This is a genomic window from Thalassotalea coralli (genome assembly GCF_055786205.1).
In genome coordinates this window covers 140,777-162,414 of the sequence record NZ_JBVVBK010000003.1, presented here as the reverse complement: position 1 = coordinate 162,414, position 21,638 = coordinate 140,777, and the positions used below count along the sequence as shown (strand labels likewise).

General features: G+C 41.7%; 13 protein-coding genes. 5 read left to right on the top strand and 8 right to left on the bottom strand.

The annotated features are described in order from the left end of the window. The first annotated feature begins 2 nt into the window (after positions 1-2). Entirely contained in the window at positions 3-461 is a 459-nt protein-coding gene (locus tag ACOB80_RS08930) for a very short patch repair endonuclease (RefSeq protein WP_473165472.1), read from the top strand. 220 nt (positions 462-681) lie between these two features. On the opposite strand, the gene ACOB80_RS08925 is transcribed toward ACOB80_RS08930, so the two are convergent. Continuing rightward, positions 682-3,603, bottom strand: coding sequence for an Ig-like domain-containing protein (locus ACOB80_RS08925; protein WP_473165471.1), 2,922 nt, complete (start codon positions 3,601-3,603; stop codon positions 682-684). A 337-nt stretch (positions 3,604-3,940) separates the two neighbouring features. Between ACOB80_RS08925 and ACOB80_RS08920 the strand changes: the two genes are divergently transcribed. Continuing rightward, a complete protein-coding gene (locus ACOB80_RS08920; RefSeq protein WP_473165470.1) occupies positions 3,941-4,603 on the top strand; it encodes a PEP-CTERM sorting domain-containing protein in 663 nt (220 codons plus the stop codon). A gap of 93 nt (positions 4,604-4,696) precedes the next feature. Here the strand turns inward: ACOB80_RS08920 and ACOB80_RS08915 are convergent, their stop codons facing one another. Next, positions 4,697-5,476 carry a CPBP family intramembrane glutamic endopeptidase gene (locus ACOB80_RS08915; RefSeq protein WP_473165469.1) on the bottom strand — a complete coding sequence of 260 codons (780 nt, stop codon included), beginning with the start codon at positions 5,474-5,476 and terminating at the stop codon, positions 4,697-4,699. A gap of 112 nt (positions 5,477-5,588) precedes the next feature. Continuing rightward, positions 5,589-7,757 carry a TonB-dependent receptor plug domain-containing protein gene (locus tag ACOB80_RS08910; RefSeq protein ID WP_473165468.1) on the bottom strand — a complete coding sequence of 723 codons (2,169 nt, stop codon included), beginning with the start codon at positions 7,755-7,757 and terminating at the stop codon, positions 5,589-5,591. A gap of 342 nt (positions 7,758-8,099) precedes the next feature. Between ACOB80_RS08910 and ACOB80_RS08905 the strand changes: the two genes are divergently transcribed. Next, a complete protein-coding gene (locus tag ACOB80_RS08905) occupies positions 8,100-10,421 on the top strand; it encodes a S9 family peptidase (protein WP_473165467.1) in 2,322 nt (773 codons plus the stop codon). Between the two features lie 601 nt (positions 10,422-11,022). On the opposite strand, the gene ACOB80_RS08900 is transcribed toward ACOB80_RS08905, so the two are convergent. The 3 genes from ACOB80_RS08900 to ACOB80_RS08890 all read right to left on the bottom strand — a co-directional run bounded on the left by ACOB80_RS08900 (position 11,023) and on the right by ACOB80_RS08890 (position 16,545). Then, entirely contained in the window at positions 11,023-14,097 is a 3,075-nt protein-coding gene (locus ACOB80_RS08900; RefSeq protein ID WP_473165466.1) for an efflux RND transporter permease subunit, read from the bottom strand. A gap of 2 nt (positions 14,098-14,099) precedes the next feature. Continuing rightward, positions 14,100-15,197: an efflux RND transporter periplasmic adaptor subunit gene (locus tag ACOB80_RS08895; RefSeq protein ID WP_473165465.1), complete on the bottom strand. Its 1,098-nt coding sequence runs from the start codon at positions 15,195-15,197 to the stop codon at positions 14,100-14,102. Positions 15,198-15,474: 277 nt separating this feature from the next. After that, positions 15,475-16,545 (bottom strand): M28 family metallopeptidase, encoded by a 1,071-nt coding sequence (locus ACOB80_RS08890; protein ID WP_473165464.1) that lies wholly within the window; start codon positions 16,543-16,545, stop codon positions 15,475-15,477. Between the two features lie 101 nt (positions 16,546-16,646). Between ACOB80_RS08890 and ACOB80_RS08885 the strand changes: the two genes are divergently transcribed. Together ACOB80_RS08885 and ACOB80_RS08880 are read left to right on the top strand one after the other, a co-directional pair. Next, on the top strand, positions 16,647-17,204 hold the full coding sequence (locus ACOB80_RS08885; RefSeq protein ID WP_473165463.1) for a glutathione peroxidase: 558 nt from the start codon (positions 16,647-16,649) through the stop codon (positions 17,202-17,204). A 6-nt stretch (positions 17,205-17,210) separates the two neighbouring features. Beyond that, positions 17,211-18,317, top strand: a complete 1,107-nt coding sequence (locus ACOB80_RS08880) for an MltA domain-containing protein (RefSeq protein WP_473165462.1) — start codon at positions 17,211-17,213, stop codon at positions 18,315-18,317. Positions 18,318-18,351: 34 nt separating this feature from the next. On the opposite strand, the gene ACOB80_RS08875 is transcribed toward ACOB80_RS08880, so the two are convergent. Beyond that, positions 18,352-20,337, bottom strand: a complete 1,986-nt coding sequence (locus ACOB80_RS08875; protein WP_473165461.1) for a polysaccharide biosynthesis protein — start codon at positions 20,335-20,337, stop codon at positions 18,352-18,354. A gap of 107 nt (positions 20,338-20,444) precedes the next feature. Further along, positions 20,445-21,629 (bottom strand): DegT/DnrJ/EryC1/StrS family aminotransferase, encoded by a 1,185-nt coding sequence (locus ACOB80_RS08870; protein ID WP_473165460.1) that lies wholly within the window; start codon positions 21,627-21,629, stop codon positions 20,445-20,447. Between the last annotated feature and the right edge of the window lie 9 nt (positions 21,630-21,638).

The following is a 21,638-nucleotide window of genomic DNA, read 5'->3' as shown; positions in this document are numbered from 1 at the left end:
TAATGACAGACGTTCATTCTCCTGAAGTGCGCAGCAAAAACATGGCTGCAATAAAGGCTTATGACACAAAGCCAGAAGTACTAATCAGATCAGCTTTACACAATAAAGGTTTCAGATTTAGAAAGAATGTTCAAACACTTCCTGGTAGCCCAGATGTAGTCTTGACGAAGTTCAAAACTTGTATATTCATCAATGGCTGCTTCTGGCACTTCCACGAGGACTGTCATTTATCAAAAATCCCTAAGTCTAGGCGGGCTTTTTGGTCTAAAAAACTTACTCAAAATAAAATAAGAGATCAGAAAAATTACAAATTGCTTCTTGATGATGGATGGAGAGTGTTGCTTATCTGGGAGTGTGCCATTAAAGGAAAAAACAAACTGACTATAGATGAAATTGTGGCGAGAGTTACAAGCCTAATATCTATCCCAATGGTGAAACTTGGAATAGAGGAAATAAGATAACAATTTTCAATTGTTTGCATCTTAAAATTTAGAATGGTGACAAGGCTTGTGATATGATGAAGCCATAACATCGGCACTCGAAAGTAAACTATTGCTTTTAAAGATATTCTGGACATGCTTCGTGAGCAGATCCAAAATATTGAATAACCCCCCCCCAAAAAAAAGCCTGAAAGTTATTCTAAACCTTCAGGCTTTTTATATTTAAACGCTTAATCGAGCTTTATTGATCGGTAATTCTATAGGCTCTTAAGTAATCTGGGCTAGAGTGAATAACAGTTCCGTCGCTTTGGTAACTGCTTTGTGACTCTAGTACATAGTAAATATCACCAATGCCTTTCCCAATTATCTTGTAAACTCTTTCGAAAAATAAATAACAATTATCTTCACTAACATCACAGTAGTGAGTAGGGTTTTCATTTACGCGATAGCGTCTTAATGTATATACGTTGTCGTTCTGTTGCCAAGAGAAGTTAAATGTCGCGTATACTTGGTAGAATATCCAGTCAGCATCAGCACTACGCTCTTCATAAAAGGCAATGCCATCAGAACCAAAGTTAAGTCTCCATTCTGTTTTAGCAACGACATTGTTGATTGGCGGGTTCACGGAAAAGTGGAAGTTTATAGCAGATTTATCCCAGCTAAATGTTTCTTTTTCGAGCAGTTGAAAAACGAAATTATTCTTTAACGTACCGTAATGATAAACATTGCCAAACAATACCGGTTGGTCGTCAAGTGTAGCGACTTGTTGTATATGAATCTCGAGCGCGTCGTCGTTGGTGAGCACTAATCGGTCGTTCACTACTTGCCAGGAGTGTGTTTTCAAATCTTCTCCTTCGATAAGCTCAGTATAAGTGCCTGAACTATTAAAGCGTACAACTCCTGCATGCCATTCAATATCGACTTTTCCTTCGCCAGTAACAGACAATGTATTTGTATAATAGTCTGTATCCAAATCGATTGTGATGGGTTTAGGGTGATATTGGCGAACGGTGTTGTATAGAGTACCTTTAAAGTCGTCATTACACTCATTCGAGTCAAGTGAAGTGGTGTGTATTTTTTGCAAGTACACGTCATACTGGCTCGTTGAATATATTTTGGTTAATTCAAATTTGTCTATATCTATGTCTTCAACATGGTTCCAATAATTTGACTCTTCCAATGAATTACATCTATATTCATGCCTAAAGTTAAATGCTTGTTCCGATGGCTCTATCGTTAAAGCAATGCTTCGTTCTGTGGAATCTATACTTCCTTCAAAGTCCATATCAAAGGCACCGCGATCTCCCATTATTTGGAATGCATACATTCGACCAATTCGACCACTATATCCGGCGAAATGACTAGAGAGCAAAAGGTCATGGTCACCGTCAATTAAGCGTTCAGGGTAGCTGGCGATGTCAGTGTTTTCGAACAAATTATCAAAAGCGGCATGATATTCCGTGTTAAAACCATCTCTAATTTGCGGCAGAAACACCAGTACGTCGTCTACTGAACGCATAAATGCATTGATAGAGTCAAAACCGCTAGGTAGGTTTATCGAGTTTCTGTCGTTAATAAGCTGTGCTGCGATAGCACTGAGAAGTTGAAAGTAATTATCAGCACTTATGCGTGCCGTTTCTAATTCCTCGACTGTGCTTGCGTCACTGCCCTTAAGTACAAAATTAATAACTTCATATTCAGCCGTCGTTAAATAAGAGAAGTTATGAGTAACAATGCCATTGTTTTCTTTGGCTTTTGAGAACAAGTGACCTAATTCGCCTAGGTATGCACGCATACTATAATTGTCTGTTACGTTGTCTACCTTCGCGGTAACGAGTTGGCTTGTATCATCGAAAACAAGGGTGGCTGAGAAATGTCCGTTTTCATCGGTTTCTGCCGTTATCTCATTGTTACCATAGGTAATAGAGACCGTTTTACCCGCTTGCTCAAACCCTACGAGTTTTCCTTGCAGTTGCATAGACTCACCAACGAATACGGTAACGGTTGCCGTTTCAGTTGCGCCTGCCATGTCAGTTACTGTGTATGTGAAGGAGTCTTCACCTGAGAAGCCCGTGCGAGGTGTATAAGTTAATTGAGCGTCGGTGATGCTAACAGTGCCATTTGCTGGTGTGCTATAAGAGTCAATCGCAAGAATGTCACCTTCTACGTCTGTGTCATTAGCTAAAACATTGATGGTTACTGATTTGTTTTGCTCCACATAGGCGCGGTCTGCTAAAGCGGTAGGAGCAATGTTTTCAACCGTTATTGTTAACGTTGCTTCTTGTTTTGCGTCGTAATTATCAACTACTTCATACACAAGGTATTCTGTGCCAGAAAACCCTAGATTAGGAGTGTACACTATCTGGTTATCGTCAATGTTTACCTGTCCTTGTGTGGCACCTGAAACGCTTTCAATTGTTAAAGTATCGCCAAGGGCGTCAGTATCGTTAGCAAGAGGCTCAACGGTTACCGACTTGTTTTGCTCGGTAGTTGCACTATCGTCAATTAAGCTAGGAATAACGTTGTTAACAGTAATGAAAATTGAACCTGTACTTTCGTCGCCAAAACTATCTTGTACTACATACAATAAGCTATCTGAACCAACAAACCCTATCGTCGGGGAGTAAGAGATTGTTTGCCCGTTGTGTGTTGCAATGCCTGATTCTGGTACAGAAATGCTTTTAATGGTTAAGTCGTGCCCACCTACCGATGTATCGTTGGCAAGTGCCGATATATCTAATGCGTCGCTTTGCATTAACTCGACATAATCGTTTTGAGTTGTAGGCGCAATATTAGCGATAGATAGTGTGACAGTGGCCGTAGCTGTCGAGCCATTCGAGTCTTGAATGGTGTAACTGAAGGTATCTGTGCCAGTAAACCCACTAGTTGGTGTGTAAACTAAACTGCTCTGATTATTGATAATCGAGCCATTTTGCGGTGAACTTGTTTCTGAAATATCGAAAGCATCTTGATCGGTGTCATTACTTAGTACTTCCAGAACAGAAGGTACGTTCATGCCGACATCGTAAGAATCATCATTCGCTACTGGTGGGTTATTCACGGCTGGCGTCGGCGTTGTTTTCGTGGGAGTACTTCCACCACCGCCGCCGCCACAGCCAAGTAAAAATAGGGCAACAGCAAAAACAGAATGTCTGTAAAACATCTTTGAAGTTCCTTTTCTTTTTTATTATGAATAAATTAGGAATTATTTAAGTGGACGAGATGTTAAATTAAAGTAATACAAGTGTGAAATAGTAAAAAAGCATATTAAATGAACTATTTGCATCTTTTCGTTGCTATTAGCTAAACAGCAAAGCTAATTTCATCTGATTAAAAATTCTTCGTCGGTTTCTTTTACACATTTTTCAAACCTGTGACGCAACCTTCAAGAAAAGGCATACTGAACAACTGGTTGAACAGTTGGAGTGTTTTTTGCTTAGCCGTGTTATCGAGCGCGTTGCTCATAAACATGATTGTTTTATTTGGAATTTATAAAAGATATGAAGACGTTATCTACATTTTTATTCTTGTTAATACTTACTTTTGCGCAAACAGCTGCAGCTAATCTTATCGTGATTGATTTTGTTGGCGATCCTGAAGGTGAAGGCCAAAACTTGGTTTATCAGGAGTCGGGGATTACGTTGACCGTGTCTGCGTGGACAACCAACGTAAATACTGATCAAGAGCAAGTTCAGCCTTGGACATATATCGACAACGGTTTTGGTGTCTCAGTTCGCGAATTTGGCCTAGGCGTTAAGTCGAGTGCTGGTGATGGCTCTACCTTAGACGGCGGTTATTCTGATGAAGCGGTTGAAGACCCTGATGAAGGGCTATTACTGGTATTTTCTCATCAAGTGACTATATCTGACTTTTTCTTGTCCTCATTGTCGGATAACGACGATGTGAATTTTTCTTATGCTTCACTTCTTTCACCTACTCAAGTAGAAACGACAGATGTATTCCACGATGTTGGCGCTGGCGACGGTCCTTTTGGTATGGTGTCAATGAATGAGCCTGTATCTGGTTATGCGTTCATGCTATGGGTTGACGGTGCCGATGACGACGTAAGACTAGCTGATATCGCATTTACCTACATACCAGAGCCTTCGGCGTTATGGTTGTTTTTATTGGCCGGGTTGATGCTTGGCCGCCGATTTAAATAATCGTTAAGCTTTTCAATTCCTAAAAATTGATGCAGTTCTGGTAAAGCAACTGCATCAACTTCTCTTACTTAGAGGATTATTCTTCTAAGTACGTTATTGTACTGGCGCTTTTTCTTTTTTGGCGTTTAGCCAGTTAAATTTATTGTTGTGCCAGCTTAACAGCACAACGATATAGAACATGCCGACAATAGCAAAATACGGGATCAAATCTTGCTGCGGGATATTAGCTATTTGAGAAAGCGACATCATGCTATTCATGTAGGCGTGCAAACAAACAGCGATAGTCACTGACTTAGTTCGCTCAACGAAGAAACCCATGACGAAGCTGAGTACCAAAGTACCTGCCGAAAGCATTAGCATATTTTCAACAGCTGCGCCGTTAGCTATCGCGCCTAATCGCATGGGTAAATGCCATAACTCCCACAAAATGCCAATTGTTAAAAAGCGCTTAAATGTAGAAAGTGCTGATAAATTAGCTTGCAAAAATCCACGCCAACCTAATTCTTCGCCTAAGGTGTTAAAAAACATCACTAAATTAAACAAAGTTAAGAAAAAGATTATTTGTTGCATGGTTAATACCGACGAAAACATCACGATAAAAAGCAAGCTAGGAACAAGAAAGACAATTAAGTTAGTTGTTACGCCATTTTCAAATAATTTATAGCGTTTAAGAGGGTTTGATTTGCGTTTGTTCAGGGCAAGAACTATTAAAGCTGCTAAGCCCGGCCCCCACATAAATAGCGAAGTTTTTAGTGGTGAGGGCATAGGTATACTGTGCCAGCTTTCACCATAAAATTGCATCCAAATCATAAAAGGCCAAGAAATAATACACGCTAAAAGGTAGAAAAGTGCGAGAGGTTTAAACTGCGTCATAAGGTCACCATGTCGTCCTTGTTTGGGAAAGATATGTTGACTCTAACGAAGGGAGTGGTGCTTGAAAATCACCTTTACGTTTTTTTACACGGTAGTGGAAAAGGCGAGTGACTTAGTTCCACTGATAGCTTATTGAGGCGTAAACACGTCTGTCATAGGCTGGGTAGTCGCCGGAAATAACACCACTTGAGGGTTCAACGTATTGTTTATCTAGTGCGTTCATCGCACCTATTTTCAGGTTAAATGATGCGTTTATTTTGTACAATGCGGCTATATCTAAGGTGTTTATGTTACTAATTGGCTCTCTAGGGTCAGTTAAATCTCTACCAATATCTTTTGCATATAGCCATTGGATATGAAGCGCTAATTTTTCGTTTATCAGCCAGTTAAAGGTAACATCTACTTTATGCTTAGGGACATAAGCTTGTTGATAGTCGTGTTGATTTTTCGTGGATTGATAGCTGTAGTTTGCTACTAATTTGGTATTTTTCGACGGTAAATAGCTTAGTTGATACTCCAAGCCTTTGCCGTCTAATCTCCCCGTATTTTGAGCAACATTTAGCGCATTTTGAGGGTTGATTACGTAGTCGATTAAGTCACTGGCGTGAAATTGGTAAAAATTCAATTGTTGAACAAGTGCATCTGAAAATTGGTGAGTAAAAGAAACCTCCCAAGTTTCTATCTCTTCAGGCATTAATTCACTATTACCCAATTGAATTGGGTTATTTTTCGCGTAAAGTTCGCCAACAGATGGCGCCCGATAAGCCGTGCCGTAGAGTAGTTTCACGGTAAGCGCTTCAGTTGTTTGCCATACTAAACTTACTCGCGGATTAAAGGTGCTACCAAAATCTGAATAATGATCATAACGAAGGCCTGATGTTAGCGTCCAATGTTGATCTAGTTGCCAAATATCTTGAATCAATAGGTGCTTGATATCTCGGGAGGTTGAGTCGGTATAAACATAATCTGTACCGGCAACATCGGTAAGGCTGCCATCAACGACAATGGGGTTAACACCACCAATAGTAATTTTGTCTAAGACACCTGGGCCAAAGTTTTTTTGCTCCGTGGCGTCAAAGGTTTCAGATTTAAAGCCAAAAGAGGTGCGCACTTGATGGTTTTGCCACTTATTTAGCGTGAATGACATCTCGAAACTTGACGATTTATCGGTAGAGCCAGGATTACCGCGCACACCATCGGTAAACTGAGTTAAACAACCAAGGCCAGGAATCACAACTGTTTGGCAGCCCTCGCCATCGTGAGGCTGAAGTAAATTACCATCGTTGCCAATAGGAATTAGTGACCCCGGCGGAAAAATATAAAAGTGAGCGTTAGTATGAGAAACATAGTGGTTAAACTTGGCGTTGAACAAAATGTCTTTCGCTAGCTGTTCTTGATAACTAACCTCGGCTAATATCATGTCGTAATCGTCACCACCCAGGCTATCAAGTGCTTGTGCTGCACCTGCGCCTATCCCCTTATTTCTCGTACTATAGCCATCTATGCTGGCATACCAGTTACCCGCTTGGTAATCCACGCCATAAACAAGAGTGTCTAATTGATCCGACAAATAGGTAGGAGCGAAGCTTGCGTTAGTGCCAAAGCCGCCATCTAAGGTGCTTTGTAAGTCTTGTGTTACCACTCTATCGGTATCATTGTCTTGCTTAAAATACTCGACATAGCCAGACATGCGATGTTGGTTTTCGAATGTATGACTGAAGTTTCCCCAAGCATTATGCGTGTTATTACTGCCAAACTTAGCACCTATTCGATTGTCATTCGTTTCTTCTGAATGAGTAATAATATTCACAACCCCTGCGAAAGCATCTGCACCATAGAGTGCAGAACCTGGGCCACGAATTACTTCAATTCGCTGAATATTATGAATGGGCCAGTGAGATAGTTTATCTAGCCCCATTGAATAGAGTGACCCTTGAATACGGTTACCGTTAAGTAGAAAAAGCACTTGAGCACTGTTACCGGTATAGATGCCTCGAATGGAAAATACAGGGTTCATTCTATTGAGGGTAGAAGAGGTGACATTAAAGCCAGGCAGTGTTTTTAAAATATCGGGTAAGGTGTTAGCTGCCATTAACTCAATATCTTCTTTGGTGATAACGGAAACTATCGATGGTGCTTGAATAATTGAAACTGGTGTTTCTGTGGCAACTTCTACTTGGGTGAGCGCACTTAACGATAAATCAAAAATATCCAATTCCGCTTTTGCTGCGGAAGAAAAACCAAGAGCAATTATGGCACTTATTAGCGCATTGAGCTTCATTGATGGCAAATACTACTACCAGTTTGCGGGTAACTTTTCTAACTTGATTATATTAGTGAACGTGACGAATGCAACAATAATGTAACACCAGTTAATGGAAGCGTTAGTTCCTTTTAGTCTCACGGTTTAGTTTGGCTTCTTCTTGCATCTTCAATTGAGCGACTTTTAATCAGACGTTAACAATATCAACAAAGTGTATCAGCGTAATGACAATTGCAGTTCAATAGTTAATATTTTGTAAATTGTAGACGGTATACCATTGGATGAGTCAAAGTGGTGTGATACTGTTACAGCAATGTATATCCTTCAAGTCACTATATTAGCTATTTAGTAGGAGCTTTTATGAAGAACCTTTCAAGTGTTGTCTTGGCTGGTTTGGCGTTGTCAGCGTGTAATTCGACAACAACCAGTCAGCAAACGCCAAGTACCACAGCACCGCAAGTCACTGTTGCCGATTACCAAAGAGCAGAAGCGTTTTTACCTAACAATGTGAGAAACAAGGTAAGAAATTTAGCGGTTGATCCAAAGTGGATTGGTGAAACCAATAACTTTTGGTTTAGCGAGCAAGATAAGCAGGGCAACAATAGCTACTTCTTGGTTCAGCCTGAATCGGGCAAAGTAAGTCCTTTATTTGATCACGCAAAAATCCAAGCGGCTTTATCCCATGACAGCACCAAGCCGTTCGCGCTAACGATTGATAATGTCGATCTGACGGCAAAACAGGTAACTTTTACCTACAACGACAAAAAGCAGTTGTGTAGCACTGTAGAAAACACCTGTCAGGAACAAGAGACTGAAAAGTCAGAGAATACACCTTGGTATACCTCGCCAGATGGTAAGTACACAGCGTCAGTTAAAGAATGGAACTTGTACTTAACGAATAACGAGACAAAAGAAGTCACTCAGCTAACCTCCGACGGTACCGAAGGTTACCCGTATGCCGTTCAAAACATGAACCCAAGAAACTTTATGGATAAAGAGCCAGGTTCAGTTGCTCAGTGGTTAAGTATTTACTGGTCAAAAGACAGTAAGACGCTTATTACGCATCGCATGAATCGCGAAAAAGTGGGCAAGCTTCACTTACTGCAATCGGTACATGACGGTGGCTTACGCCCAAGGCTTTATAGTTATTACTACCCATTAGCAGGCGACGAACATACCCCTGAAGGTGACATTATTAGCGTTGATGTCGCGAGCAAAAAAGTAACGCACGTTGTAGACGCACCGAAATTATTACAAACCTACTACGGTGGCCCAATTTGGGGTTGGTGGGAAAGTAACAATAAGTTCTACTTCTACGAACAAGCTCGCGCGAAAAAACGCATGGCATTTTTTGAATATAACCCAGAAGACCATAGCGTTCGTAAAATTGTTGAAAATACCACTGACACATTTATCGATCCGTGGACGCAAGATGTTTGGGTGTTGCCAGATTCTGACGAGTTAATTTGGACCAGCCAAAAGTCGGGCAAACAGCAATACTACTTATATGAGTTATCGACAGGTAAGTTTAAAAACAAAATCACCCAATGTGATTGCTTTGTTCGCACTAACCGAGGCTTAGATGCGAAAAACCGTGTACTTTATTATGAAGCGTCAGGCGAGTTTGCTGACCGCGACCCATACTTACGTCACTTGTACCGCGTTAACCTAGATGGCACTGACAACAGACTTTTAACGCCTGAGCCATTAGAGCATTCAGCGACGATATCTCCTGACTTTAAATACTTTGTTGATCTAGCGTCAGATGCGCAAACTGTGCCGACTTCGACAGTACGTAGCACAGAAGATGGTCGCGTTATCACAAAAGTGGGTAACCCAGATATTAGCGATTTAACTGCAGAAGGCTGGAAGCCTCCAACACCATTTGAAGTAACTGCAAACGACGGCAAAACTAAGCTTTATGGTTTAATGTATAAGCCGTCAAATTTTGACGAAACGAAAAAGTACCCTGTGATTGATGCAACTTACACGGGGCCACATAATTTCTTTACCAGAAAGTCATTTTGGACTTACTTTGAACAAGCACAGGCGCTAGCAGAGCTAGGCTTTGTTGTGATTAAAATGGACGGCCGCGGCACCAGTAAGCGCGACCGAGATTTTCACACCGTTGCTTATGAAAACTTAGCTGCTGGTGTTGATGACCACGTACAAGCGATTAAAGATCTTGCAAAGCGTTATAGTTATTTAGATGCAACTCGCGTGGGTATTTATGGATTCTCAGCTGGTGGTTACGATACTGCTCAAGCTATGTTCCGCCATGCAGACTTTTTCAAAGTAGGTGTTTCTGCGTCAGGTAACCATGACTTTAGAACCGATAAAACTGGCTGGAATGAAATCTGGCTAGGCTTCCCGGTACAGCCATTTTGGGATGAGCAATCAAACCTAAATATGGAAAGCGTGAAAAAGCTTAAAGGTAAGTTGTTACTTGCTCATGGTGAATTAGATGACAACGTTAACCCAGCAGCAACGCTTCAGTTAGCCGATAAATTAATTAAAGCGAATAAAGACTTTGATCTAATGATTTATCCAAATGGCGACCATGTACTAAACAAAAACAAGTACTTCATTCGTAAGCGTTGGGATTACTTTGTTGAGCACTTATTAGGTGCAAAACCGGTAAAAGAATACCCAATTGGTGAAGATCCTAAATCAGCGTATTAATCACGCGTTTGATAAGGCTTAACCCTTTAAGTCAATAAGCCCCCTTCAAGGGGGCTGCTTTCTCACACCTTCATGATACCCCGTTGTTAAATACTTTCTAATATCGTTTGCCTTTTGCGTTATATTGTCGGGGTGCCGACAGCACGTTAGAGGGAAAAACCGATTGTTTCCCTCTAACTTTTCGGCAACTGCTCCTGCGTTGCTCTACCACCTACATCCATGTAGGCGCCCTCATCGCCCGACTCAGCGAAAGCCTAACGCCAAATATTTTTGACTGTCCGCCTTCCTGACAAATGCTCATCCATGAGCACGTCAGTGTCAGCCATCCATGGCTGACAGGCGTGAAAGTCTATAAAAATATCTGTCGTTATCGTTTCAACGGGAATAGGTGTTTATTTTACCCACTGTGAAACTAGTGCTGTAAGCCTTAATTGCTTCAAACAATATTTCTAGAATTGGTCTCTACCGGCCAAGCCCCAACAGAGCAATCACTTCATCCAGAGGAAGTGATTTAAATTCATCAATAAAAAAGCCAGCACCTTTGATTAGGGCTGGCTTTTTTAATGAGTAAAGTTAATTCACGCTATGGTGATAAGTTTAACTATTTTGCTCCAACTAAGTCAGGGTCTTGAGCAAATTGTCTTTCTGACTTACCCATCTGCAATAAGCTTGGTAAGAAGATTAAGGTAAATATCGTGCTTACACACATACCACCAACAATTACCGCTGCAATGCCTCGATATAGCTCAGCACCCGCGCCAGGGATAACAAGTAACGGTAACATACCGCAGATACTGGTTAAGGTACTCATTAATATAGGACGAAGCCTCAAGCGCACTGCTTGTTGTACGGCGTCGTGACGTGACAATCCTTCCCCTTCACCAATACGTGTTTGGTAAACCAATAAAATTGCGTTGTTTACTACTAAACCTAACAAGATAACAAAGCCTATCATGGTCAGTAGATCTAACGGTTGGAATATAAACATGTTGGTGACTTGTAATAGTGCGATACCACCAACGGTTGCGAGTGGAATCGTCAGCACAACTAACAAACTGTCTTTAAATGAGCGGAATAACGCCGACATTAATAAATAGAGAATAGCCAGAGCAAGCAAGAAACTTTGACTCATGTTGGCAAGCGCCGTTGTCAACGCTTCTGCTGAGCCTCGATACGAAATTGCACCATCTTCTCCAAGCTGCGACAAGATCGCAGGCTCTGCGTTGGTTTTAATATCGTTAATCGCTTCTTCTAAGCTTATATTTGCAGGCGGCGTAACTTGTAAAGTAATAGTTCGCTTGCGGTCTACGCGGCGAATCGAACTTGGTCCTGCGGTTCTAACAATTTCCACTAGCTCACCAACAGGTTGTACACCTGCACTAGGCGTAAATAGTGGAATAGAGGCTAACTCTTCAGGAGACTCCCAATCGGTTGTGCGTAAGAATACGTCTAATCGTTTTTGGCCATTAAAGTAATCGCCTACGTATAAGCCTGTACCTAATGCACGTGAAATTGACGATACTTGCTGTCTTGTCCAGCCGGCTTCAGCGACACGGCGTTCATCAGGGATCATTCGTAGCTCTGGCTCTGCTAATGAAAGCCCTGGGGTAGGTTGAACTTGCGCGCCTGGTAAAGCTTGACTAACTGCACCAAAACCAACACGAGCAGCAACCAGTAGTTGGTCAACATCGTTACCTTGAATATCAATATCGATTCTACGACCACCACCTAAATTACCGAACAGCTCTTCTTGTGAGGCAAAAGCGATAGTGTCAGGAAAACCCGCTAATACTTCACCATTGATAACATTCACAATGTCTTTGATGTGATCTGAGTTTTCTGCTCGACCGCCCATAAAGCCAAAGTTACCAAAGAAGCCTAGCCAAGTATGCTCAATTTTAGGATCTTTTTCGCCTTGCAGGTATGGCATTAAACGACGGTTAATTTCATCACTCATTTCAAAGCGTGCTGCAGGGTAGCTTTGCCCTGGAGGTGGCAACATAAAGGCATTAAATGAGTTTTGATTGCCTTTTGGCAAATAGTCGACTTTTGGAAATAGCAGGTACGTACCAACAAAGGAGAATAGCATTAAGCCAAATACCCAGCCGTAGCGTTTGGCCGGCGTAGAGGTAATGCGCATAATACCTTTGGTTATGTTTGCCCACCAGTGAGAGTGTGGATCTTCAGACGACACTTCTTTTAATAGTCTTCTTGCCGCAGTAGGAAGTACCGTCACGGCAATAAGTAAGGATGCGACAATAGCTACCGCGATGGTAATTGCTAAATCCGCAAATAATTGCCCCGAAACTTCTTCTAAGAATACGATAGGTAAGAATATGGCAACCGTGGTTGCGGTAGAAGATAACAATGCGCCCCAAACTTGGCCTGTCCCTTTAAAGGAAGCGTCGTGTGGCGTAGCTCCTTTTTCTCGCAGTCGAACAATGTTTTCAAGTACAACAATAGCGGCATCCAATACCATACCTACAGCAAAGGCTAAACCTGCCATGGAAATGATATTAATGGTTCTGCCCGCACTGTACATGATCAATAAAGTCACAATAAGTGAAATTGGAATAGATAAGGCAACAATTAATGTGGCGCGGAATTTTCTTAAGAACCACCAAAGTACGATAACTGCCAAGAAAATACCTAGCATCAAGTTGTTTTGTACTAGGCTCATCGAGCGGCCAATGTAGATGGTTTCGTCATACATTTGGATAAGCTTTAAATTGGCGCGTTTCAGTGGGCCTTCATTAAGCTCCTGCATCGCTTCTTTTAAGCCATCCATTACTTGAATAACATTAACGCCCTGTTCTACCTGAGCGTTCATTGCTATAGCTGGTTCACCGTCTAAGGTTAGGATTCCTGTGCGGTCGGCCAGGGTTAACTCAACATTAGCGACATCTTTCAACAAAATTGGTTTGCCGTCGCGCCAGTCTAAGACCATGTTTTGTAACTCTTCCACGCCATATTTACCAGAAAAGCGAAGAGTGTATTTGCGGCGGCCAACTTCATTAAAACCACCTGAAGTATCAGTATTATTGGTTAATGTGCTGGCAATAAACGGAATGTTTAACCCTAAGTTTGCTGCCTTGTAGGGGTCAAAGGTGATTCTTAATTCTGTGGGTAAACCTCCAAAAGCATTGGTTTGCGATATACCTTCAACGCGTTCTAATCGGGTTTGAACCACTTCTTCTACATAGTCTTGGTAAGAAACGATATCGCGAGTGTTTTCTTTTGTTGGCTTAAGTGCAAACCAAGCGATAGCTTCAAAGGTACTAGCACCGCCTACAGAAATAATAGGTTCGGTCGCATCTGGTGGGTAGTTAGGCACTTGGTTTAGCGCGTTCATTACATCGATAAGTGCGCGCTCTAAATTAACACCGGTTTTATAGCGTAAGGTGATGCTACCACTACTTTGGTTTGAGCTAGATTCTAGTAATTCAAGCCCTTGAAGGCCTTTTAGCACATCTTCCTGTCGTTCGATGATTTCCGCTTCAATTTCTTCTGGCGCAGCTGCACGCCAACTAGTTGAAATAACGATTTGCGGTTTGCTAATTTCAGGGGTTAACTGAACAGGTAATTTAACGATACTGATCACACCAAATAGCGTGATCAGTAGCACCGCCACGATAACGGCGGTTGGGTTTTTAAGTGAAGCTGAAGTTAAGGTCATTGCTAGTTGCTCACTGTTTTATTACCAGAGACTAATGCATCGTTATTGTTTTTGATGGCAACAGCCTGTCCTGGTTGCAAACGCTCAGCACCGCGAATAACCACTAAGTCACCTTCTTTTACATCCCCAATGACTTGCACTAACTCACCTTGGGTAATGCCTACTGACACACTTACTTGACGAGCTTTGTTTTCTTCGCTGATCACAAAGATAGTGGTCGAATTAGGGCGTAATACTAAAGCGTCTCTAGGAATGGCTAATACTCTTTTAGTTTCGCCTGTCGCTACAGCTGCCTTAATATCTAAGCCTATTGGCCAATCAAGTGCAGACATATCTAAACGCACTTCCATTAAGTGAGAGCGAGTATCTGCAACAGGAATAATCGCTTTGATTGGCGCTTGTCCTGCACCTAATGGTGACTTAACAGACAACAAGCTAGTCTCACTTAAAAAGCGGTATGCCGTTAGTGGCGCATGTAACGAAGCCTCTACATTGGCCGTTTCAACTAAGCGAACTATGGCGTTACCGCTGTTGATGAATTCACCTTGGTTACGCAAACGCTCGGCGACTATGCCAGTAAAAGGTGCTTTTAACTGTGTGTACGATAGATCTTGCTCTATTTGATGTAAGCGTGCAGTAGCAGCAGATAAAGAAGCTTGCGCTTTGTTATAGTTGGCTATCGTTTCTTCTAGGCTTTGTTCGGCGATTAATTTTTTCTCCACCAGAGATTTTTTACGCGCAACTTCATTCTTTTCAAAAGACAACTCAGCTTTAGCGTTAGCAACATTAGCCTGTGCCTCTTCTTGCTGAAGCTTTAACGGTCTGTCATCAAGGCGTGCGATAACGTCACCCTTGTTAACTTTTGCACCTAAATCAACGAGGTAAATTAGGCGACCTGATACGTCTGCCGCAATTTGCGAGTTGTTGCGACTGACGACAGTACCTGACACCCAAGCAACGGGTGACAATTGTTGGTGTTTAATGGTGGCGACATTGACATTGGCTGGCGGCATTTGTCTTCCTTGTGCCATAACAGCAGAAGAAATGACAGCAAGACAGCAGATGGAGCTTGTTAGAAGCTTGCGAAAGTATTTATCCATAAGACAGGGCGCTCGTTTCTATGGTTAACATGTTAAGTGTATGCTAACTGGAAAAAAATTCCTGTTTACTTAGCTAATGCGTTTAGCAATATGGGGTCGTTTATTGTGTTCACTTATCGTTGAAGTGTTCTAACACGCGCGTTTTAGCAAAGTAATGCAGGCACAACTAGAGCCACTATAATGAAAAAACGAGTGACCAAAAACAATCTATTTTCGGTAACTCGTCTGGTATGTGAGATGAGTCGCATAAAAGCGAAAATTACTTGTTAACTATCTCTTAGTTAAAGTATTTTTCAGGGTTAGTAAGAAACTTAGAAACCACTTTGACGGTATCGTTTAACTGGCGCTCGACGCGGTTAGGAAACATTTTGTTTAACACGTCTAAACGGTCGAATTCAGTGTGCCAAATTTTGCCCCATTTGCTTTCTTTTTGACGATCGCAAGCGGTTTTTTTCTCTGCATCGTAGCAATCCCAGAACGCTTTATTTGTCGTTTGCGAATATCCGTCATAACCTTCTTCGCCATTAATGGTGAAGTTAGTTGATTCGATATAAGCGATAGGCACGCCTGCGCAAGCAAACGGTGAATGATCAGACCAAGAACCTGTAACACCCTCAGGGTAACCAGGGTAGGCTGGGTGAAGTGTAAACATGTCTGATTCACCTAGTGTTTCTTTAGACAGGTTTAAAATCTTATCTCGCAGGCCTGTCTCAGAATTATAAGGGAAGGCTTCAGAAGCACATCGGTATGGCTTTGTGTGAGCGCTATGAATGTAGGTAATATCGCCACCAGAAATAGTGTCGAAGTTGATCATACCAACAATTGAAGAAAGTAACTCAGGTTGTTTTTTTAATTCAGCGACGTAGTAACGAGAGCCTGCTAACCCTGTTTCTTCCGCGCCAAAAGCGATAAAGCGAACATTGTATTTTTCTGAAATGTTCTGACTCACTTGTTTTGCTATCGATAGCATGGCGGCAAGTCCTGCGCCATTATCTGTTGCCCCTAATGAACCGTGTTTAGCTGCCGTAGAGTCGTAATGCGCAGCTAAAACGATAGTGTTTTTGGCGTTAGGGTTCGAATCAACAATAATATTTTCAGACGCCTGTTGTTTCTTGCCAAAAGTAAACGACTGAACTTGCGGTTTATAACCCATGTTCTTAAATTGAGAGACGATAAAGTTTGCGGTTTCTTTTTCTTTCTCCGTGCCGGCTTCTCGTGCACCTATGCCTTTAGGTGGGGCAACTAACTGCTGTAACAGTTGGTAAGCATCACTTTGACTGGCGTTCGCTGATGAAAATGGTGCAGCCAAGCAAAGAGATGAGACTAAAATAGCAATTTGTTTGTTCACAGACTTTTATCTCCTATGTCATAATCATTTTTCATTGTACTTGATCTATTGGGCAAAACGCAGCGTAATTTGATCAGTAAAATAAAAAGAGAATCTCTAGTATGAATATATCTTGGTTAATCGTTCCAGTATTAATTTTTGTCAGCTTGTATCCTACTGCTCAGGCTGAAGAGGTGGGTGAAGCGCAATGCCCTAGTTATCTGGCAGCAGAATTTAAAAAGTTGCATTCAAGTAAATCAGTTAACCTATGTGAGCTTACACAAGGCAAGCCTGTATTAATTGTTAACACCGCGAGTAACTGTGGTTTTACGCCTCACTTTAAAAAACTGGAAGCTATTCATAAAAAATACAAAGATAAAGGTTTAGTGGTTATTGGCTTTCCATCTGATGACTTTTTTCAAGAAGAAGATGACGAAAAAGACACAGCAAAAGTGTGTTACGTCAATTACGGTGTAACCTTTACTATGCTTTCAACCAGTGCGGTTAGAGGCAGTGACGTTAACTCAGTTTTCAAGTATTTAGCAGATAAATCTACTTCACCAAAATGGAACTTCTACAAGTATTTGGTTGACGGTTCAGGTAAAAATGTTAAAGCCTACAGCCCTAAAGTTGACCCTGAAGATGCAGAGTTTATCGCTGATTTAGAGAGCCTGTTGTAACCGTATATGCGTTCTAAAAAACTATCTATCAGTGCACTTGGTAAAGTGAGTGCACTATTTCTTTTCGTTTCATCTTCTGCTGTTGCTGAATTCGTAAAACAAGAAAGCCCTAACTTTTCAGGTAATTTTCAAGTACCAGTAAGTGATCTTTGTCAGGTTGCAAAAAACACACTTAGTTATATAAAAAAGCACCCACAAGATAAGTTTGCGGTGCATCAGGGCAGTGTGTTACCCAAAGAGATTACCTTGGCAAAAGTCAAAGCGACTTTAGAGGCTGTTTGTACTTTACCTAAACAGCAATTATCCCCTGCTGAGCTAGTAAAAGACTTTGATTTTTATATGTGGCAGCCCGACATAAGCCAAGCAATAGAGTGGGCGAATAAGAGTGACAATGAAGTTAAAAAGCGCTTGCTAACCAGCATTCCCAATGAGCATATTTTTCTGACCAAGTACTATGTGAAACAACTAAATGCAAGCGCTGAAAAAACGGATAGCTTTGCTCATGCGCTATATCAAATCCCTTTTGATGAACAAGCACTGAGTGCAGAACAAGCAGAATTAAAAAAAGACACATTAACGCGGTATCAGTATACGCGGCAACAGGTAATGGCTGGCGTTCTAGATAACAAGCAGCTAGCTAAACCTTTAGTTTGGCTTTCAGAAGAAGCGTTACATGATGTTTTGCTGCAAGGCACAGGTGTGGCCAAAGTTGGTTCAGAATATCGGTACTTTAACGTCCATCGAAACAATGGTATTGCTTATGATTACACCATAGGTAAACGAGAGCAGGCGCGTTACTGGTATTTTGCTCAAGTGGCAGGGATTTTGGGTTACGGCACGGAAATAGAAAATAAAATTCCGTTACTTGCGCAGGTATCTCTGGCAGGTAATGTTAAAGAGTTAGGCTTAGGAAAGCTCTTTTTAATCGAATATAAAAACAATAGCGAAAATGAAATTGCTATGGCAGTGCTGGCTGACCAAGGTGGTGCCTTTGATAACAACCTGTTTCAGTTAGACTGGCTAAAAGGCAGTTACTATGGCTGGAAAGATTATTATCAAGCCAATAAGAGCATAGCTGACTATGCCCGTGTTTGGTTATTAATTAAAAAGTAACGATATTGATATTCTCGTTTACTGTGAACTTGCTTTAGGATACCTGTTCTTCAGCAGTGGAAAGAGAAGGTGCTTCTTCAGTTGAGGCATCTTTTTCTGTTGCCTTCTTAAGCTCATTTAATGATTCTTTGACTTTCAATTCTTCAGGCGCCGAACTTACCGGCTTTTTTTCGTCAGGTCGATACTCTAGTGGCGCTTCTAATAAGATTTTTCTCAGCGTATCAATGTCTTCAGCGCGCATCGCATCATTTAAAGCATTCAATATGCGATTAACTTCAGGCCAACTTAAAGTTCTTTCATTAGCTGTCAGTATACGTCGATGAGAGGTCGGTTGTGCGTGATCATCGATTAGTAACTCTTCATAGAGCTTCTCACCCGGTCTTAAGCCACTGTATTTAATTGCGATGTCGCCATTAGGGTTTTGCTCGTCTTTAATCGTTAAACCCATTAGGTGAGTCATGTTGTAAGCAAGATCGACGATTTTTACCGGTTTGCCCATATCAAGGACAAATACATCGCCACCTTTACCCATTGCACCCGCTTGGATAACCAATTGGGCTGCCTCAGGAATTGTCATAAAGTAGCGAATAATATCGGGGTGAGTAATAGTTATTGGGCCGCCATTGCGGATTTGTTTTTTAAAGAGTGGCACTACAGAGCCTGAAGAACCAAGTACGTTACCAAAGCGCACCATAACAAAGCGAGTGTGATGATCACGTGGTGCTAAAGACTGCAGTACTAATTCAGCTAGGCGCTTGGTTGCACCCATAACATTTGTCGGACGTACCGCTTTATCTGTGGAGATAAGGACAAAGGTTTCAACGTCACAGAATATGGCCGCTTGCGCTATTTCATAAGTACCTAATACATTGTTGGAAATACCCGCCATTACATTGTGCTCAACCAAAGGTACATGCTTATAAGCCGCGGCATGATAGATAGTTTGTACCTTCTGGCTGTGGAAGATGGTGGTCATCAGCATGCCGTTTTGGACATTACCAATAAGTGGTACTATAGGAATATCTAGCTGTTTTTCTTTAACAAAAACACTAAGTTCTTGATGAATTTCGTATAAGAATGCCTCACTAACATCGAGCAAAACAAGCTTGGTTGGCTTGTTCAAGACGATTTGGCGGCATAGTTCTTTACCGATAGAGCCACCAGCACCTGAGACCATCACCACTTTATTTTCGATATTTGCACTGAGTAGTTCAGGAATTGGCGCTACTGCTTCACGTCCAAGTAACTCTTCAACTGATACTTCTCTTAACTGGTCGATGCGTCTTTTACCTGAAACGATATCGGCCATATCAGGCACGGATAGTAGTTCAAGTGCATGAGGTTCAATAGCACCGACGATTTCTTTCATTCGAGACTGACTCACCTGAGAGATAGCAATGAGTACTTTAAAATGGCCAAAGCGAGTGACTAACTTCTCAATACTGTCTAACGAATGAATATTAAGGCCAAGTAATTCGCGGCCATGATAACGGCTTTTTTCGTCGATAAAGGCCAGAGGTTGGTATTCTCGACCTGCCATTAATGTGCTTGCTAACTGGCGGCCGGTTTCCCCTGCGCCGTATATCACGACACCTTGTTTTTCATCAAACCAATGTTGTGAACTAATAATGCCAAAGCCAAGACGAGCACCAGCAATGAGTATACAAGCAAAGGCAAAAAATACGATAGGTACTGAACGAGGAACAAATGCCTCGAAAAATATGCCACTAAAATAAAAAACAAGGGTTGAGGCAATGAGAATAGCGATGACTTTTAGCACCGATTTAGCGGTGAAGTATCGAATGACGGTTCGGTAGATTCCAGCCAGATTGAACATTAACAATGTGCCAAGTGAAACAGTGATAAAAACTGACCACTCAGCCCAATGAATTTCAAAATTGGTGGCACCTAAACGCAAAAAGTAAGCAAGAAAAAATGCAGAGCTTAAGGCAAACAAGTCGTACGACAGCGCCAACAGAAACTTTACATAACCAGGGATCAAATCAATTTTTCTGATCATATCTTGCGTTCACCTTATAACAAAGTGTTAACTAATTTACGCCAATTATGCGTAATAAGACCGCTAAACACGGACATAATTTGTTACTTAATTGTTATCTTACCAGTTTATTTAGCGCTGTCTGCAATTTTATTTAACACCTGTGCTAAAACTGAGGTTGTTTTGTCAACTTCTGCTGACGTTAACGTAGGGTGAACTAAAAACATCAAGCTGATGTCGCCTAACGCTTTAGCATTTGGGAGCGAATTTGCTGGCTTATAGGGTTTGCCATCAAACGCTTTTTCTAGGTAGACCTCAGAACAACTACCGGAATAGCAAGGTACGCCTGCCGAGGTAATTTCATCAATAATTTTATCGCGGCTCCAGCCTTGCGGAAGGGCTGACGGTTCAATCAATACATAACATTTGTATTGAGCGTGTTCGATATAGTCTGGGATCTCTGGCACATGTAGAAATGAGAATTGTCGGCATACTTGAAAAATAGCCTCTGCGTTTTCTCTTCGTTTAGCTGACCATGTTGGCATGCGAGTTAACTGAATGCGGCCGATAGCTGATTGCATTTCGGTTAAGCGCCAGTTGGTGCCGAATGATTCGTGCAACCAACGGTAACCAGGTGGGTGCGATTTCTCATACACGGCGGCATATGATTTTCCGTGGTCTTTAAATGCCCACGCCTTTCGCCATATATCTTCATTATTGGTGGTCAGCATTCCGCCTTCACCGCCCGTCGTCATAATTTTGTCTTGGCAAAACGACCAAGCCGCAACATCGCCAAAGCTACCAACGCTCTTGCCTTTATATTTCGCCCCGTGTGCTTGCGCGCAATCTTCAATGACTTTGAGTTGGTGTTGTTTAGCCAATGCCATAATGTCGTCCATTTCGCAAGGCCAGCCGGCTAAATGAACACAAATAATGGCTTTTGTGTTTGTGGTTAACACTTCACTAATAGATTCTGCTGTAATGTTTTGCGTAATAGGATCGACATCGGCAAATATCGGCGTAGCGCCAGCATTAATGATAGTGCTAATTGAGGCGATAAAAGTTCGGGAAGTAACAATGACTTCATCACCTTTGCCAATATTTAAACTCACTAAAGCCAAATCCAGCGCTAGCGTACCATTGGCAACGGCCACTGCGTATTGGCAGTCGGCAAACTGTGCGAATTCTTTTTCAAACTCTCGTCCTTCTTGACCCGTCCAATAATTCACTTTATTTGACAGTAATACTTGTGACACTTTGTCGGCTTCTTCTTGGGTAAAGTTAGGCCACGGAGTGAAAGGGGTATTTAACACGGTTTACCT